Source organism: Streptomyces sp. CC0208 (genome assembly GCF_003443735.1).
GTDB classification, from domain to species: Bacteria; Actinomycetota; Actinomycetes; order Streptomycetales; family Streptomycetaceae; genus Streptomyces; species Streptomyces sviceus.
Map to the genome: position 1 here is coordinate 4,510,525 of NZ_CP031969.1, position 16,530 is coordinate 4,527,054.

11 protein-coding genes and 1 riboswitch are annotated in these 16,530 nt (G+C 70.1%); of the genes, 6 read left to right on the top strand and 5 right to left on the bottom strand.

The window, feature by feature from the left end:
- The first annotated feature begins 226 nt into the window (after nucleotides 1-226).
- Nucleotides 227-416: riboswitch (TPP riboswitch) on the top strand.
- Nucleotides 409-2,208: a phosphomethylpyrimidine synthase ThiC gene (gene thiC / locus D1369_RS20675; protein ID WP_007383234.1), complete on the top strand. Its 1,800-nt coding sequence runs from the start codon at nucleotides 409-411 to the stop codon at nucleotides 2,206-2,208. Its footprint overlaps the riboswitch before it by 8 nt.
- A 94-nt stretch (nucleotides 2,209-2,302) precedes the next feature.
- Here the strand turns inward: thiC and D1369_RS20680 are convergent, their stop codons facing one another.
- The 3 genes from D1369_RS20680 to D1369_RS20690 form a co-directional block, all read right to left on the bottom strand.
- The gene (locus tag D1369_RS20680; RefSeq protein ID WP_037900743.1) at nucleotides 2,303-3,175 is read right to left on the bottom strand and encodes a membrane protein; all 873 of its coding nucleotides are present in this window, start codon (nucleotides 3,173-3,175) and stop codon (nucleotides 2,303-2,305) included.
- A 193-nt stretch (nucleotides 3,176-3,368) separates the two neighbouring features.
- Nucleotides 3,369-4,433, bottom strand: coding sequence for a metallophosphoesterase (locus tag D1369_RS20685; RefSeq protein ID WP_007383232.1), 1,065 nt, complete (start codon nucleotides 4,431-4,433; stop codon nucleotides 3,369-3,371).
- 201 nt (nucleotides 4,434-4,634) lie between these two features.
- The gene (locus tag D1369_RS20690) at nucleotides 4,635-5,747 is read right to left on the bottom strand and encodes a LacI family DNA-binding transcriptional regulator (protein ID WP_007383231.1); all 1,113 of its coding nucleotides are present in this window, start codon (nucleotides 5,745-5,747) and stop codon (nucleotides 4,635-4,637) included.
- A 423-nt stretch (nucleotides 5,748-6,170) separates the two neighbouring features.
- Here D1369_RS20690 and hisC point away from each other — a divergent pair, with 423 nt between their 5' ends.
- From hisC to D1369_RS20715, 5 genes are all read left to right on the top strand, one after another.
- Complete coding sequence (gene hisC / locus D1369_RS20695) at nucleotides 6,171-7,250, top strand: histidinol-phosphate transaminase (protein ID WP_007383230.1); 1,080 nt, start codon at nucleotides 6,171-6,173, stop codon at nucleotides 7,248-7,250.
- A 154-nt stretch (nucleotides 7,251-7,404) separates the two neighbouring features.
- Entirely contained in the window at nucleotides 7,405-8,913 is a 1,509-nt protein-coding gene (locus tag D1369_RS20700; RefSeq protein WP_007383229.1) for a cytochrome ubiquinol oxidase subunit I, read from the top strand.
- 18 nt (nucleotides 8,914-8,931) lie between these two features.
- Nucleotides 8,932-9,936, top strand: coding sequence for a cytochrome d ubiquinol oxidase subunit II (cydB, locus tag D1369_RS20705; RefSeq protein WP_007383228.1), 1,005 nt, complete (start codon nucleotides 8,932-8,934; stop codon nucleotides 9,934-9,936).
- A gap of 12 nt (nucleotides 9,937-9,948) precedes the next feature.
- Complete coding sequence (gene cydD / locus D1369_RS20710) at nucleotides 9,949-13,437, top strand: thiol reductant ABC exporter subunit CydD (RefSeq protein ID WP_037900741.1); 3,489 nt, start codon at nucleotides 9,949-9,951, stop codon at nucleotides 13,435-13,437.
- 128 nt (nucleotides 13,438-13,565) lie between these two features.
- The gene (locus D1369_RS20715; protein ID WP_007383226.1) at nucleotides 13,566-14,630 is read left to right on the top strand and encodes a M23 family metallopeptidase; all 1,065 of its coding nucleotides are present in this window, start codon (nucleotides 13,566-13,568) and stop codon (nucleotides 14,628-14,630) included.
- A gap of 12 nt (nucleotides 14,631-14,642) precedes the next feature.
- Here D1369_RS20715 and D1369_RS20720 read toward each other — a convergent pair whose 3' ends face one another.
- The gene (locus D1369_RS20720) at nucleotides 14,643-15,509 is read right to left on the bottom strand and encodes an HAD family hydrolase (protein WP_037900738.1); all 867 of its coding nucleotides are present in this window, start codon (nucleotides 15,507-15,509) and stop codon (nucleotides 14,643-14,645) included.
- A gap of 102 nt (nucleotides 15,510-15,611) precedes the next feature.
- Nucleotides 15,612-16,514, bottom strand: coding sequence for an LLM class flavin-dependent oxidoreductase (locus tag D1369_RS20725; RefSeq protein ID WP_037900737.1), 903 nt, complete (start codon nucleotides 16,512-16,514; stop codon nucleotides 15,612-15,614).
- Nucleotides 16,515-16,530 lie beyond the last annotated feature (16 nt).

Here is a 16,530-nt window from a genome sequence, read left to right on the forward strand (position 1 = left end):
TCGTGCCAGCCGCCGGCCCCGCCGGCCCCGTCGGCCCCGCCGTCTCCGAAGCCACCACGGGAACCGCTGCCGGGGCCGTGCCCAGGGCCGTTTCCGGAACCCGGCCGGCGCGGAGGCTCGGAGGGCGGGTACGGGGGCTGATGCGTCGTGGTCACCGCCCGATCATCGCAAGAACGAAAGGGGCCCTCTGTTCACCGCGCCCGAATTGACGCTAGCGTGGAGCCACCTTTGTACACGCGGGAGCTCGGAGCACCGGGCTGAGAGGGCGCTGACCTCCGTCCCAGCGATGTTTCACGTGGAACGTCATCTCAAGCGAGTGACGTTCCCCACGAAACGTCGGCAGACGGAAGCCGCTGCGTCGACCGCCGAACCTGTTACCGGGTAATGCCGGCGTAGGGAGTAGGTCTCATGACCATCAAGGACGCGCGCACGCCTGCCTCCGAGCAGAACGACGAGCAGAACGACCAGCTCGACACGGAGGCCGGGAAGTCCATCGGCTGGCACAAGGCGTACGTCGAGGGCTCGCGCCCCGATCTGCGGGTGCCGGTCCGTCAGGTGCACCTCACCAACGGGCAGTCGGTCACGCTGTACGACACCTCGGGCCCGTACACCGATCCGCTCACCGAGACGGACGTCCGCCGGGGCCTTGTGCCGCTGCGGGAGAACTGGATCATCGCCCGGGGGGACACCGAGGAGTACGCGGGCCGTCCCGTGCGCCCCGAGGACGACGGGATCAAGCACACCTCACCACGGGGCGGCCTCCGCAATCTCGACGCGGTCTTCCCGGGGCGGCCCCGCCAGCCGCGCCGCAGCCGTGACGGCAAGGCGGTCACCCAGCTCGCCTATGCCCGACGCGGTGAGATCACACCGGAGATGGAGTACGTGGCCATCCGGGAGAACGTCTCTCCCGAGGTGGTCCGCGAGGAGATCGCGGCGGGGCGCGCGGTGCTGCCGGCGAACGTCAACCACCCGGAGATCGAGCCGATGATCATCGGCAAGCGGTTCCTGGTGAAGGTCAACGCCAACATCGGCAACTCGGCGGTGACGTCCTCCATCGAGGAGGAGGTCGAGAAGATGACCTGGGCGACCCGCTGGGGCGCCGACACGGTCATGGACCTCTCCACCGGCCGCAATATCCACACCACCCGCGAGTGGGTGCTGCGCAACTCCCCCGTCCCCATCGGCACGGTGCCGCTCTACCAGGCGCTGGAGAAGGTCGACGGCCGCGCCGAGGAGCTGACCTGGGAGATCTACAAGGACACGGTCATCGAGCAGGCCGAGCAGGGCGTGGACTACATGACGGTCCACGCGGGCGTGCGCCTGCCGTACGTACCGCTGACGGCCAACCGCAAGACCGGCATCGTCTCGCGCGGCGGCTCGATCATGGCGGCGTGGTGCCTCGCGCACCACAAGGAGTCGTTCCTGTACGAGAACTTCGAGGAACTGTGCGAGATCCTCGCCGCCTACGACGTCACGTACTCGCTGGGCGACGGCCTCCGGCCCGGCTCGATCGCGGACGCCAACGACGAGGCGCAGTTCGCGGAGTTGCGCACACTGGGGGAACTCAACCGGATCGCGAAGCGTTTCAACGTACAGACCATGATCGAGGGCCCGGGTCACGTCCCGATGCACAAGATCAAGGAGAACATCGACCTTCAGCAGGAGATCTGCGATGAAGCTCCGTTCTATACGCTCGGCCCGCTGACCACCGACGTCGCGCCGGCCTACGACCACATCACCTCCGGTATCGGCGCCGCCATGATCGCCTGGTGGGGTACCGCGATGCTCTGCTACGTCACGCCCAAGGAGCACCTGGGCCTGCCCAACCGGGACGACGTCAAGACGGGTGTCATCACCTACAAGATCGCCGCCCACGCGGCGGACCTCGCCAAGGGACACCCAGGCGCCCAGGAGTGGGACGACGCCCTCTCCGACGCCCGTTTCGAGTTCCGCTGGGAGGACCAGTTCAACCTGGCTCTCGACCCCGACACGGCCCGGGAGTTCCACGACGAGACCCTCCCGGCCGAACCGGCCAAGACGGCTCACTTCTGCTCCATGTGCGGGCCGAAGTTCTGCTCGATGAAGATCTCCCAGGACATCCGCCGACGCCACGGCGACGGTCAGGAGGAGATCGAGGAGGGCATGGCCCAGAAGTCGAAGGAGTTCGCGGCGGCGGGCAACCGGGTGTACCTCCCGATCGCCGACTGACGCGGGCGAACCGTCGGCGGGCGGTCCGCGGGCAGGTCTTCGGCTTGCGCTCCCCGGGATGGGGGCGCAAGCCGAGGGGCTGTGCCGGGTGTTGTCATTCCGGCTGGTGTTCCGGCCCCCCGAAGTCCGGGCTGGTGTAGTCCGGGCTGGTGAAGCTCGGGCGGGCACCGGAGGCTCCGTCGTCCGGGCTGCTGAAGCCCGGGCGGTCGTAGCCGAGGCTGGGCATCCTGTTGGTCGGTGCGGGCGGGGCGGGCGGTGCCGTGTGGTGCAGTGCGGCGGTGCCGGGGTCGGCCAGGGCCTCTCTGAGGAAGGGGAGGAGGCCGCGTGCCAGCAGGGCCTCGCGCCAGGCGTCCCTGGCCCGTGCCACCTCCTCGCTCAGCTCGCCGTACTCCGCGTCCGGCGAGGGCCGGTTGCGCAGGGCGGTGATCAGCAGGCCGCCGGCGGCGACCAGGATCGCTGCCGCGGTCAGGGCACCGAACACCCAGCCGATAGTGATCATGGCGTGGGCGAACGCCGGCGGTGGGCTGAGCATCTGGAGGATGTATCCCACGAGCAGGAAGATCGCCGCGGCGATTCCGGCCAGGACAGGCGTCAGAACGGCGGCGACGGCGACGGCGCCCGCACCGGCGGTCTCGGCGACCTCTCCCATGGTGGTGGCGAGCCCCATCGCACCCGTGCCGGACTCGGCGGGACCGGGTTCGTGCACGGACGACAGGGTGGACGGCGTCGCCGGGCGGCGCTGTTCCTCGCGGACCTTCACATAGTGCTGGTACTCGGTCGCCGCGGCCGCCGTGATGAGTGCGGTGGCGTTGAGCGCCATGGTGCGCAGCTGTTCGGGATTCAGCCGCTGTCCGACCGCGGCCAGTTCGGGACGGTGTGGTGCGGAGCGCAGCGCCTCATCGAGGATCCGCTCGTACTCCTGGCGGTCCTCGCTGTGCAGGTGCTGCGGAACGCTGTTCATGTGCATCCCCCGATGCTCCGTAGGGCTTGGGGCTCGCATGCCAACGAGCCGTCGGGCAGAAACGGAGGGGAGCCTGCTACGGATAAGCAGATGGTAGAGCGGGCACGGCACAGGGTGACAGGGGGTTTCCAGAAATTGGCCTCTGGCCTGCGCGGTCGACGGTCACTCCGTCGTGGGGGAACGACTGCCCTGTGAAAGCTCAGACATCCAGGGGCAGTTGCTGGACCAGCAGCTTTCCGGCCATGGTCACCCCGCCGTCCATCGCGATGGCCAGTCCGTCGGCGTAGACGTGCGGTCCCTCGACCACCGGACCGGATTCCTCCTTGTCGTCCTCGGAGCCCACCTCGCCGAGCAGATAGGGGATCGGGCTGTGGCCGTGGACGATGCGGGTGCCGCCGTACGTGTCGAGCAGGGACCGTACATGGTCGGCGCCGCCCTCGTCGCGGAAGGAGAAGCGCTTGGTGAGCTTGCGGAACAGGTCCCACACCTCGTCCGCGTCATTGCGCGTGAGGGTCTCGCGGACGGTGTCGTTGACTGCCTCGATCGAGTCGCCGTAGTCGAGATAGGCGGTGGTGTCGGAGTGCACGAGCAGATGGCCGTCGACCTCCTCGACGGCGTCGAGGCGGGCCATCCACTGCAGGTGGTGGTCCTGGAGGCGGTCCATGTCGGTCTTCTGCCCGCCGTTGAGCAGCCAGGCCGCCTGGAAGGTGGCGGTGCCCGCGCCGGAGTTGACGGGGGTGTCGCCGAACCGCTTGGCGCCGAGCAGCAGCAGCTCGTGGTTGCCCATGAGCGCCTTGCAGTAGCCGCCGGCCGCGGCGGCCTCCGCGGACAGTCGCATCACGAGGTCGATGACGCCGATGCCGTCGGGCCCGCGGTCGGTGAAGTCGCCGAGGAACCACAGCCGGGCGGTGCCGGCGCTCCAGTTGCCCGCGGCGTCGACCAGGCCCTTCTCGTGGAGTGCGGCCATCAGTTCGTCGAGGTAGCCGTGGACGTCGCCGACGACGTACAGCGGGCCGGGACCGTCCTCCGCGCGCTCGGCGGGATCGGCGGCCGCCTGGAGCCCGTCACCGTGGTCGATGACGGGCAGGTCCTGCTCGGTGGGGGTGTACCCCTCCGGGTAGGCCTCCTCGTGGGCCGGGACGACGTCGCCGGGGTGTGCGCTGTGGGCGTACGGACCGGTCTCGTTGACGTACGCGGGCACCCGGAAGTCGCGCAGCACCGCTGCGCGCTCCACCTCGGGTCCCTGACCGGCCCCCTGAGTCATCAGACCCCTCCACCATCGCGCCGCATCTGCACCGCTTCGGACTGCCTGGTCGCAGCGGCCCGCGGTGTCGTGGGCCCATCATAGGAATGCGGATCGCGCCGTGTGATGACCCAGGGGTGGTGAATCGGAGCAAGACTCCTGTTCGCTGTGGCATTCGCCCCGATTGCGCCGGGCTTCGCCCCTCGCCCGGCCACTCTGCGGCTACTGCTCCTCGGGCGACCGCGGCGGGCTGACCGTCGTACGCGGGGCCCGCCGCTGGGACGAGGTGCGCACGATCAGCTCCGTCGGTATCACCTGCTCGACCGGTTGGTCCGATTCGACCCCTTCGATGGCGTCGATGAGGAGCTGGATCACAGCCGTGCCGATGCGGCGGGGCTTGAGGGAGAGCGTGGTGACGGGCGGTTCGGTGCTGGCGTACACGGTGGACTCGCTGCAGCAGACGATCAGCAGGTCGTCCGGGACGCGCAGGCCGTAGCGGCGGGCGGCGGCCAGCAGGTCGGTGCCGTTCGGGTCGAACAGGCCGTAGACGGCGTCAGGTCGGTCCGGGCGGGCGAGCAGCCGGTCGGCGGCGACGGCGCCCGCGCACGGATCGTGGGCCGGGTAGGCCTCGTAGACCGGATCCTGGCCCACCCGCTCGCACCAGCGCAGATACGCGGTGGTCGACAGATGGGTGTAGGTGTCCGTCGTCGTCCCGGTCAGCAGGCCGATACGGCGCGCGCCGGCGTCGGCGAGATGGTCGAGGATGCCGAGGACGGCGGCCTCGTGGTCGTTGTCGACCCAGGCGGTGACCGGGAGCGCGCCGGCCGGGCGTCCGTCGGAGACCACCGGTAGGCCCTGCCGGACCAGTTCGCTGACGACCGGGTCCTGGTCGGACGGGTCGATGACCACGGTGCCGTCCAGGGCGACGTTCGACCACACGTCGTGGCGCGAGGTGGCCGGGAGGATGACGAGGGCGTAGCCGCGGGCGAGCGCGGCCGAGGTGGCGGCCCGCGCCATCTCGGCGAAGTACGCGAACTCGGTGAAGGTGAAAGGTTCATCCCCGTACGTCGTCACGGTCAGGCCGATGAGTCCCGACTTACCCGTACGGAGGGTTCTGGCGGCGGCCGAGGGCCGGTAGCCCAACCGGTCGGCGACCTCCCTGACATGGCGGCGGGTGGCGTCCGGGAGCCTGCCCTTGCCGTTGAGGGCGTCGGAGACGGTCGTGATGGAGACTCCGGCGGCGGCGGCCACGTCTCTGATGCCCGCCCGGCCCGGCCGACTGCCTCGACGTGAGGTTTCCGCGCGGCTCACCTGGTGCTTCCCTGCTGCTGTCATGGCGAGCCGATAGTAGGGCTCATGCGGTGGGGTAGGGCGGACGCATATGCACGCGTTGACAGGCACGTTTCTGCAAGGTCATTTGATGCCAACTACCTTTGAAACAAAGACAGTTAAACGATCCAATGGCACTACGTGACTTGTCGGCACGCATGAGCCTGCCAAGTCCCCGATGTTTCGAAGAGGTCTCAACTCACCTGCACGGGTGATGCGCGCTACGGCGTGAGCCACCGGCGCATAGATATATGTGACCGCGCCCCCTGATTCGTCTGCCTTCGTACGGTGATGCCCCTGATGCCTGTGGGGCTGATGAGGTTCGTTCTCACCTGTACGCAGCGGGGCCCAATCCTCATAAGGTGAGCAGTATTGGAGCCGGCTGCCGGAGTCGGCCGCCATGTGTCGGTGGTCACGAGGAGGACTGCGGTGAGCGAGACAAGCCCCAAGCTGCGCGCCGAGCTGGAGGGTATCCCCACGTACAAGCCGGGCAAGCCCGCCGCTGCCGGTGGTCCGGTGGCCTACAAGCTGTCCTCCAACGAGAACCCCTATCCGCCGCTGCCTGGCGTGCTGGAGACCGTGACGGCCGCGGTCTCCTCCTTCAACCGCTACCCCGACATGGCCTGCACGGGCCTGATGAACGAGCTGTCCGAGCGCTTCGGCGTCCCGCTCTCCCATCTGGCCACCGGCACCGGTTCGGTCGGCGTCGCCCAGCAACTGATCCAGGCGACCTCGGGACCGGGCGACGAGGTGATCTACGCCTGGCGGTCCTTCGAGGCGTACCCGATCATCACGCAGATCAGCGGTGCCACCTCGGTGCGGGTGCCGCTGACGGCGGGTGATGTGCACGACCTGGACGCGATGGCCGACGCGATCACCGAACGGACCCGGCTGATCTTCGTCTGCAACCCCAACAACCCGACGGGCACGGTCGTGCGGCGGGCCGAGCTGGAACGGTTCCTCGACCGGGTGCCGAGTGACGTGCTGGTGGTGCTGGACGAGGCCTACCGCGAGTTCATCCGTGACCCCGAGGTGCCGGACGGCGTGGAGCTGTACCGCACGCGGCCGAACGTCTGTGTGCTGCGTACCTTCTCCAAGGCGTACGGCCTGGCGGGCCTCAGGGTCGGCTTCGCGATCGCCCATGAGCCGGTGGCCGCGGCGCTGCGCAAGACGGCCGTGCCCTTCGGAGTGAGCCAGCTCGCCCAGGAGGCGGCGATCGCCTCGCTGCGGGCCGAGGACGAACTGCTCGGCCGGGTCGGATCGCTGGTCTGTGAGCGCAACCGTGTGGTGGAGGGGCTGCGGGCCCAGGGCTGGACGGTGCCCGAGACCCAGGCCAACTTCGTCTGGCTGCGGCTGGGGGAGCGCACCGTCGACTTCGCGGCGGCATGCGAGCAGCACGGTGTGGTCGTGCGCCCCTTCGTGGGCGAGGGTGTGCGCGTGACGGTCGGGGAGGCCGAGGCGAACGACATCTTCCTGAAGGCGGCGGAGGGCTTCCGCAAGGAGCTCTAGCTCACACCGGCCGGGCGTCTGCGCTGCTCAGGGCCGGATCACAGGGGGGTTCCCGGCGGTAATCGGGACCCCCCTTCTGTTATCGAAAAGAGGTGCGGCATACTAGCTTGTGAATGTGAACGCTTTCACAAGCGTGTGAGTAAGGAGCGGCACCGTGGACCTGGCTCTGGCGCCGGAGACCCTGGCGCGATGGCAGTTCGGCATCACCACCGTCTACCACTTCCTCTTCGTCCCTCTGACGATCTCGCTCGCCGCCCTCACGGCCGGACTGCAGACCGCCTGGGTGCGCACGGAGAAGGAGAAGTACCTCAAGGCCACCAAGTTCTGGGGCAAGCTCTTCCTGATCAACATCGCGATGGGTGTGGTCACCGGCATCGTGCAGGAGTTCCAGTTCGGCATGAACTGGTCCGACTACTCGCGGTTCGTCGGCGACGTCTTCGGTGCCCCGCTCGCCTTCGAGGCCCTGATCGCCTTCTTCTTCGAGTCCACCTTCATCGGCCTGTGGATCTTCGGCTGGGACAAGCTGCCCAAGAAGATCCACCTGGCCTGCATCTGGATGGTCTCGATCGGCACGATCCTGTCGGCGTACTTCATCCTCGCGGCCAACTCATGGATGCAGCACCCCGTCGGCTACCGGATCAACAAGGAGAAGGGCCGGGCCGAGCTCACCGACTTCTGGGCCGTGCTGACCCAGAACACCGCGCTCACCCAGGTCTTCCACACCATGTCGGCCGCCTTCCTGACCGGTGGCGCCTTCATGGTCGGCATCGCGGCCTTCCATCTGTTCCGCAAGAAGCACATCGCGGTGATGAAGACCTCGCTGCGCCTCGGCCTGGTCACCGTGGTCGTCGCCGGCATGCTCACCGCGATCAGCGGTGACACGCTCGGCAAGGTCATGTTCAAGCAGCAGCCGATGAAGATGGCGGCCGCCGAGGCGCTGTGGGACGGCCAGGACTCCGCACCCTTCTCGATCTTCGCCTACGGCGACGTGGAGAAGGGCCACAACACCGTGGCCATCGAGATCCCGGGCCTGCTGTCCTTCCTCGCCGACGACGACTTCACCTCGTTCGTCCCCGGCATCAACGACGTCAACAAGGCCGAGCAGGAGAAGTACGGGCCGGGCGACTACCGGCCCAACATCCCGGTCACCTTCTGGGCGTTCCGCTGGATGATCGGCTTCGGCATGGCGTCCTTCGCCATCGGCCTCGCCGGACTCTGGCTGACCCGCAAGAAGTTCATGCTCCCGCAGCACCTGAGGGTCGCCGACGACGAGGTGCCGCATCTGGTCCTCTTCAAGAACAAGGCCCTCAGCCCCAAGCTCGGCAGGCTCTACTGGCTCGTGGCGATCTGGACCCTGGGCTTCCCCCTGATCGCCAACTCCTGGGGCTGGATCTTCACCGAGATGGGCCGCCAGCCCTGGGTCGTCTACGGCGTCCTGCAGACCCGGCACGCGGTCTCCCCCGGCGTCTCCCAGGCCGAGGTCCTCATCTCGATGCTGGTCTTCACGGCGCTGTACGCCATCCTCGCCGTCGTCGAGGTCAAGCTGCTCGTGAAGTACGTCAAGGCCGGGCCGCCCGAGCTCACCGAGGCCGACCTCAACCCGCCCACGAAGATCGGCGGCGACACGCGTGACGCCGACAAGCCGATGGCCTTCTCGTACTAGGCCGAGGGAGATCGAGTCATGGAACTTCACGACGTCTGGTTCGTGCTCATCGCCGTCCTGTGGACCGGCTACTTCTTCCTGGAGGGCTTCGACTTCGGGGTCGGCGTCCTCACCAAGCTGCTCGCCCGCGACCGGACCGAGAAGCGCGTCCTGATCAACACCATCGGGCCTGTGTGGGACGGCAACGAGGTGTGGCTGCTGACGGCGGGCGGCGCGACCTTCGCCGCCTTTCCCGACTGGTACGCCACACTCTTCTCCGGCTTCTACCTGCCGCTGCTGGTCATCCTGGTCTGCCTGATCGTGCGGGGAGTCGCCTTCGAGTACCGGGCCAAGCGGCCCGAGGAGAACTGGCAGCGCAACTGGGAGACCGCGATCTTCTGGACCTCGCTCATCCCCGCGTTCCTGTGGGGCGTGGCCTTTGGCAACATCGTGCACGGGGTGAAGATCGACCAGCACTTCGAGTACGTCGGCACCCTCTGGGACCTGCTCAACCCGTACGCCCTGCTCGGTGGCCTGGTGACGCTGACGCTGTTCACCTTCCACGGCACGGTGTTCACGGCCCTGAAGACCGTCGGGGAGATCCGGGAGCGGGCACGGAAGCTGGCGACCCGGGTCGGTCTGGTGACCGCCGGTCTGGCACTGCTCTTCCTGCTCTGGACCCAGCTCGACAAGGGCGACGGCAAGAGCCTGGTCGCCATGGTCGTGGCGGTCGCCGCGCTGGTAGCCGCGCTGGCGGCGAACAGGGCCGGACGGGAAGGCTGGTCGTTCGCGTTGTCCGGTATCACCATCGTGGCCGTGGTCGCGATGTTCTTCCTGACGCTGTTCCCGAACGTCATGCCGTCCACGCTGAACGCGGACTGGAGCCTGACGGTCACCAACGCTTCGTCGAGCCCCTACACCCTGAAGATCATGACGTGGCTGGCGGCCATCGCCACCCCCCTCGTGCTGCTCTACCAGGGCTGGACCTACTGGGTGTTCCGTAAGCGCATCGGCACCCAGCACATCGCTGAGACCGCGCACTGAGGTGTGTTTCACGTGAAACCAATCGACCCGCGTCTGCTCCGGTACGCCCGGGCCACCCGCCTCTTCCTGGTGGCAGTGGTCGGCCTGGGCGGTCTCGGGGCCCTGCTGCTCATCGCCCAGGCGATGCTCATCGCCGAGATCGTGGTCGGCGCGTTCCAGCACGGTCTCGCGGTCTCTGAACTCCGTACTCCCCTGCTGCTGTTGGCAGCCGTCGCTGTCGGCCGTGGACTCGTCTCCTGGCTCACCGAGCTCGCCGCGCACCGAGCGAGCGCGGCGGTGAAGTCGGAGCTGCGGGGGAGGCTCCTGGAACGGGCCACGGCTCTGGGGCCCGGGTGGCTGAGCGGGCAGCGGACGGGTTCCCTGGTCGCCCTCGCCACCAGAGGGGTCGACGCCCTCGACGACTACTTCTCGCGCTATCTCCCGCAGTTGGGCCTTGCGGTGGTCGTGCCGGTGGCGGTGCTGGCGCGGATCGTGACCGAGGACTGGGTCTCGGCGGCCATCATCGTCGGGACCCTGCCCCTCATCCCGGTCTTCATGGTGCTCATCGGCTGGGCCACACAGTCCCGGATGGACCGTCAGTGGCAGCTGCTGTCCCGGCTGTCGGGGCATTTCCTGGATGTCGTCGCAGGTCTGCCCACCCTGAAGGTCTTCGGCCGGGCCAAGGCGCAGGCCGAGTCGATCCGGCGTATCACCGGCGAGTACCGGCAGGCGACCATGCGAACGCTGCGGATCGCCTTCATCTCCTCCTTCGCCCTGGAACTGCTGGCGACGCTCTCGGTGGCGCTGGTCGCCGTCACGATCGGAATGCGTCTCGTCCACGGCGAGATGCACTTGTACGACGGCCTCGTCATCCTCATCCTGGCCCCCGAGGCGTATCTGCCTCTGCGGCAGGTGGGGGCGCAGTATCACGCGGCGGCGGAGGGACTGGCGGCCGCCGAGGAGATCTTCACGGTGCTGGAGACGCCGGTACCGGCGTCGGGCACCGCCGCGGTATCCGCTGGTGCGCTGGCCTTCGAGGGCGTCACGGTCAGGTACCCCGGGCGCTCGGGGGACGCCGTCACGGACGTGTCCTTCGAGGTCGCGCCCGGGGAGACGGTCGCGCTGGTCGGGCCCAGCGGGGCGGGCAAGTCGACCCTGCTGAACGTCCTGCTGGGATTCGTGCGGCCGACCGGGGGGCGGGTGCGCATCGGGGGAGCCGATCTCACCGAGGTCGATCTGCAGGAGTGGCGGTCACACGTCGCATGGGTGCCGCAGCGGCCGCAGCTGTTCGCCGGGACGATCGCCGAGAACGTACGGCTGGCCCGGCCCGACGCCGACGACAGCGCGGTACGGCGGGCATTGGGGGACGCGGGCGCCCTGGAGTTCGTCGATGCCCTTCCGCTGGGGGCCGACACCGGGCTCGGCGAGGACGGGGCCGGCCTGTCCGCCGGGCAGCGGCAACGGCTCTCGCTGGCCCGGGCGTTCCTCGCGGACCGGCCGGTACTGCTCCTCGACGAACCGACGGCGGCGCTCGACGGAGCCACCGAGGCGGAGGTCGTGGCGGCGGTCCGGCGGCTGGCGGACGGGCGGACGGTCCTGCTGGTGGTGCACCGGCCGGCGTTGCTCGGGGTGGCGGACCGGGTCGTGCGGCTGGCGGAGCCTGCGGCACCGGCTCCCGTGGACAGCACGGCCAGGACGTCCACGGCACGCACGGTCGAGGAGGGCGGCCCCGTTTCGGTCGCGCCCGTGATGAGTGAGGCGCCGACACGGGCGGGTGGAGCTCTCGCCCGCGTCCGCGCCATGTCCGGCCCCCGACGAGGCCGGCTCGCGCTCGCGCTGCTGCTCGGCAGCCTCGCGCTCGGCAGCGCCGTGGGACTGATGGCCACCTCCGGCTGGCTGATCTCGCGGGCCTCGCAGCAGCCGCCTGTGCTGTATCTGATGGTGGCCGTGACGGCGACCCGGGCCTTCGGGATCGGGCGGGCCGTGTTCCGGTACGCGGAGCGGCTGGTGTCGCACGACGCCGTGCTGCGCATGCTCGCCGACACCCGGGTCGCCGTGTACCGGCGCCTGGAACAGCTGGCGCCCGCCGGTCTGCGCACGGCCCGTCGGGGTGATCTGCTCTCGCGGCTCGTCTCCGACGTGGACGCCCTCCAGGACTACTGGCTGCGCTGGCTGCTGCCCGCCGGTGCCGCCGTCCTGGTGTCGGCGGCCTCCGTGGGCTTCACAGCGTGGCTGCTGCCGGCAGCCGGTGCCGCGCTGGCCGCGGGCCTGCTGGCCGCCGGTGTCGGTGTCCCGCTCATCACGGGAGCCGTGGCACGCCGCGCCGAGCGCAGGCTCGCCCCCGCTCGCGGGGCACTGTCGACCCGCGTGACCGATCTCCTCACCGGGACCGCCGAGTTGACCGTCGCCGGTGCCCTGCCCGCCCGTACCGCCGAGGCACGGCGGGCCGACGGCGTCCTGACCCGGATCGCCTCTCGTGCCGCCACCGCCACCGCACTCGGTGACGGCCTCACCGCCCTGATCTGTGGCCTGACCGTCACCGCCACCGCCCTGGTCGGCGCTCAGGCGGTTGCCTCCGGGCGGCTCGGCGGGGTCGCCATGGCCGTCGTCGTGCTCACTCCGCTGGCCGCCTTCGAGGCCGTCCTCGGGCTGCCGCTCGCCGTGCAGTACCGCCAGCGGGTGCGCAGGAGCGCGGAACGCGTCCACGAGGTGCTGGACGCGCCCGAGCCGGTACGGGAGCCGGAGCACGCTCGGCAGGCGCCCGCCTCGCCGTTCCCGGTCGTCCTCAGGGGACTGACCACCCGGCACGAGGGCCAGGACGGGGACGCGCTCGCGGGCCTCGACCTGACCCTCGCCCAGGGCCGGAGGATCGCCGTGGTCGGTGCCTCCGGTTCCGGCAAGACGACGCTCGCACAGGTGCTGCTGCGCTTCCTGGACGCGGGCACCGGCACCTACACCCTGGGCGGCGTGGACGCCCACGGGCTGCGCGGCGACGACGTGCGGCGGCTGGTGGGGCTGTGCGCCCAGGACGCCCACCTCTTCGACAGTTCGGTGCGCGAGAACCTGCTCCTGGCCAAGAAGGACGCGGCCGAGAAGGAGTTGCGGGACGCGCTGCGGCGGGCCCGGCTGCTCGACTGGGCCGAAAGCCTGCCCGACGGGCTCGACACGCTGGTCGGAGAGCACGGGGCGTGGCTGTCCGGCGGTCAGCGCCAGCGGCTCGCGCTGGCCCGGGCGCTGCTCGCCGACTTCCCGGTCCTTGTGCTGGACGAGCCCGCCGAGCATCTCGACCTGCCCACCGCCGACGCGCTCACCGCCGATCTGCTGGCCGCCACCGAGGGCCGCGCGACGCTCCTCATCACGCACCGCCTGGCGGGGCTCGAGTCGGTCGACGAGGTGGTCGTGCTCGACGAGGGGCGGGTCGTGCAGCGGGGTTCCTACCCGGAGTTGGCGGGTGCGGAGGGGCCCTTGCGGAGGATGGCCGAGCGGGAGGCGGAGGCGGAGCTGCTGGTGGCTGCGCGCTGAGGCCGGCCGACGAAGGTGGTGCTGCGACGGTCGTGCAGGCGCCGCACTGACCCGTCCGCAGCAACGTGTCCCCCGGCCGTACGCCTTGAACAGGACCGGGTCCGGGTGCCCGGGACAGGATCGCTGACATGCGATCACCTCGCCGTCAGCCGCTGCTCGTTCCGGCTCTGCTGTGTGCGTTCACGGTGCTGGTGGCTCGCCCCACGGACGCAGTCGCCGGCGGTGTGGGCCGCCGCGCGGACGGTGATTCGGGGATCAGCGCGCAGGTGGTGCGGCTGTACCAGGACGCGGCGCTGGCGACCGGCCGGTACGAGGCGGGGAACCAGGAGGCTCAGGCGCAGCGGGCGCGGGAGCAGTGGTTCGAGGAACTGCTCGGCCGGGAGCGGCGGGAGATCGCCGTTCTGCGCGAGGGGCTGGGCCGTATCGCCCGGGCCCAGTACCGCGACGGCGGTGGTCTTCCGCTCACCGCGCAGATCATTTTCGCGACCGACCCCGCCGAACTGATGCGGGGTCAGCACGTCTTCTCCCGGACGACGCTGGCCGTCGACAACGCGGTCGAGAAGAGCCGCAGGGCCGAGGCCCGGCTCGCGGCGGACGAGGCGAAGGCCGCGGCGGTCCGGCGGAGGATGGAGCGGCGCAGCGCCGAACTCGCCACGCTGAAGCGGGACATCGAGCGGACACTCGAAGAGGCCCGGGGACAGTTGCAGGGACAGGCCGACGCCTCGGTGGCGGCCGGTTCGTGCCGGGGTGCCGTGCGCCTGGACCAGCCGCAGCAGGCCGTGGAGAACACCTGGGTCACTCCGGTGGCGGCGTACGAGCTGTCCGCCGGGTTCGGCAGCGGCGGTTCGCACTGGGCGAGCCGGCACACCGGGCAGGACTTCGCGGTGCCGATCGGCACGCCGGTGCGGGCGGTGGGCGCGGGCCGGGTGGTGAAGGTGTCCTGCGGCGGTGCCTTCGGCATCGAGATCGTGATCGAGCACCCGGGCGGCTACTCCACGCAGTACGCCCATCTCGCCGCCGTCACCGTCGACCAGGGGGCGAGCGTCGCGCCCGGGCAGTGGATCGGCCAGTCGGGCACGAGCGGCAACTCGACCGGTCCGCATCTGCACTTCGAGGTGCGGGTCACGCCCGAGGCGGGCTCGGCCGTGGACCCGGTGCCGTGGCTGGCGGCACGAGGGGCGCCGGTCGGCTGACCCGCACGCCCCCTACAGCCGCTCCAGCATCCGCTCGATCACGACGGCCACCCCGTCGTCGTTGTTGGCGTCGGTCTGGCCCGATGCCGCCGCGATCACGTCGGGGTGGGCGTTGCCCATCGCGTACGACTGTCCCGCCCAGGTCAGCATCTCGACGTCGTTGGGCATGTCCCCGAAGGCGACGACCTGCTCGTGCGAGATCCCGCGCTCGGCACAGCACAGGGCGAGTGTGCTGGCCTTGGAGACGCCGGGGCCGCTGATCTCCAGCAGGGCGCTGGGGCTGGACCGGGTGACGTTGGCGCGGTCGCCGATGGCCAGCCGGGAGAGGGTGAGGAAGGCGTCCGGGTCGATCGAGGGGTGGTAGGCGAGGATCTTCAGCACCGGCTCGGCGGTACCGGGACCATCCTCGGCCAGCAGTTCCTCGGCGGGGGCGAGGTTGTCCGGGATCTCCATGTGCAGCTTGGGGTAATCGGGCTCCTGGTGGAAGCCGTACGTCTGCTCCACCGCGTACACCGTGCCGGGTGCCGCCTCCCGCAGCAGCCGTACGGCGTCCAGCGCGTTCTCCCGGGCCAGCTCGCGCACCTTCACGAACTGGTGGGTGCCGGGGCCGCCGTGCAGGTCGACCACCGCGGCGCCGTTGCCGCAGATGGCGAGGCCGTGGCCGTGGACGTGTTCGCTGACGACATCCATCCAGCGGGCGGGGCGGCCGGTGACGAAGAAGACCTCGATGCCGGCCTCCTCGGCGGCGGCGAGGGCCGCGACCGTGCGGGGGGACACCGACTGGTCGTCGCGCAGCAGAGTGCCGTCGAGATCGGTGGCGATCAGGCGCGGCGGTATGCCGGCGGCCGGGGTCTCGGGCTGTCGAGTCGCTGAGGTCACCCGCTCATTCTCCCGCATATGCGTGCACGACCGTGCGAGTGCCCGCACAGGTGAGACATAGATGACGCGGGGGCGGGTCCCACCCGCCCCGGTGCCGCTGTCTCAGCTCAGCTGTGCCGGTGCCTCCATGGCGATCTGCTCGAAGACCTTCTGGTCGGCGGCGAAGACCGAGTCGGGGATCGGCCAGTGGATGACGAGTTCCGTGAAGCCGAGTTCCCGGTGGCGGCCCGCGAAGTCGACGAACGCGTCGAGGGACTCCAGCGGGTGGTCGCGGTCCGGGGTGAAACCGGTGAGCAGGATCTTGTCCAGGGTGTTCACGTCCCGGCCGAGGGCCGCGCAGGCGTCGGTGAGCTTGTCGACCTGACCGCGGAGGGCTTGGCGGGACTGCTCGGGTGTGCCGTTCTCGTACAGCTTCGGGTCTCCGGTGGTCACCCACGCCTGTCCGTGGCGTGCGGCGAGCTTCAGACCGCGCGGCCCGGTGGCGGCCACGGCGAAGGGCAGCCGGGGCCGCTGGACGCAGCCGGGGATGTTGCGGGCCTCGTGCGCCGAGTAGAAGTCGCCCTCGTAGGACACGGAGTCCTCGCTGAGCAGGCGGTCGAGCAGCGGGACGAATTCGGCGAGCCGGTCGGCACGCTCGCGCGGGGTCCACGGGTCCTGGCCGAGCGCGGTGGCGTCGAAGCCGGTGCCGCCCGCGCCGATGCCGAGGGTGACACGGCCGCCGGAGATGTCGTCGAGGGTGATCAGTTCCTTGGCGAGGGTCACCGGGTGCCGGAAGTTCGGCGAGGTCACCAGGGTGCCCAGGCGCAGCCGGTCGGTGACCCCCGCGGCACCGGTCAGGGTGGGCACGGCTCCGAACCAGGGCCCGTCGCGGAAGGTGCGCCAGGAGAGGTGGTCGTAGGTGTATCCGGTGTGGAAGCCGAGTTGCTCCGCGCGCTGCCATGTCTCGCGGCCCCCCTCGTTCCAGCGGCGGTGAGGGAGGATCACGGTGCTCAGGCGCAGACTCATGTGTCCGAGCGTAAGC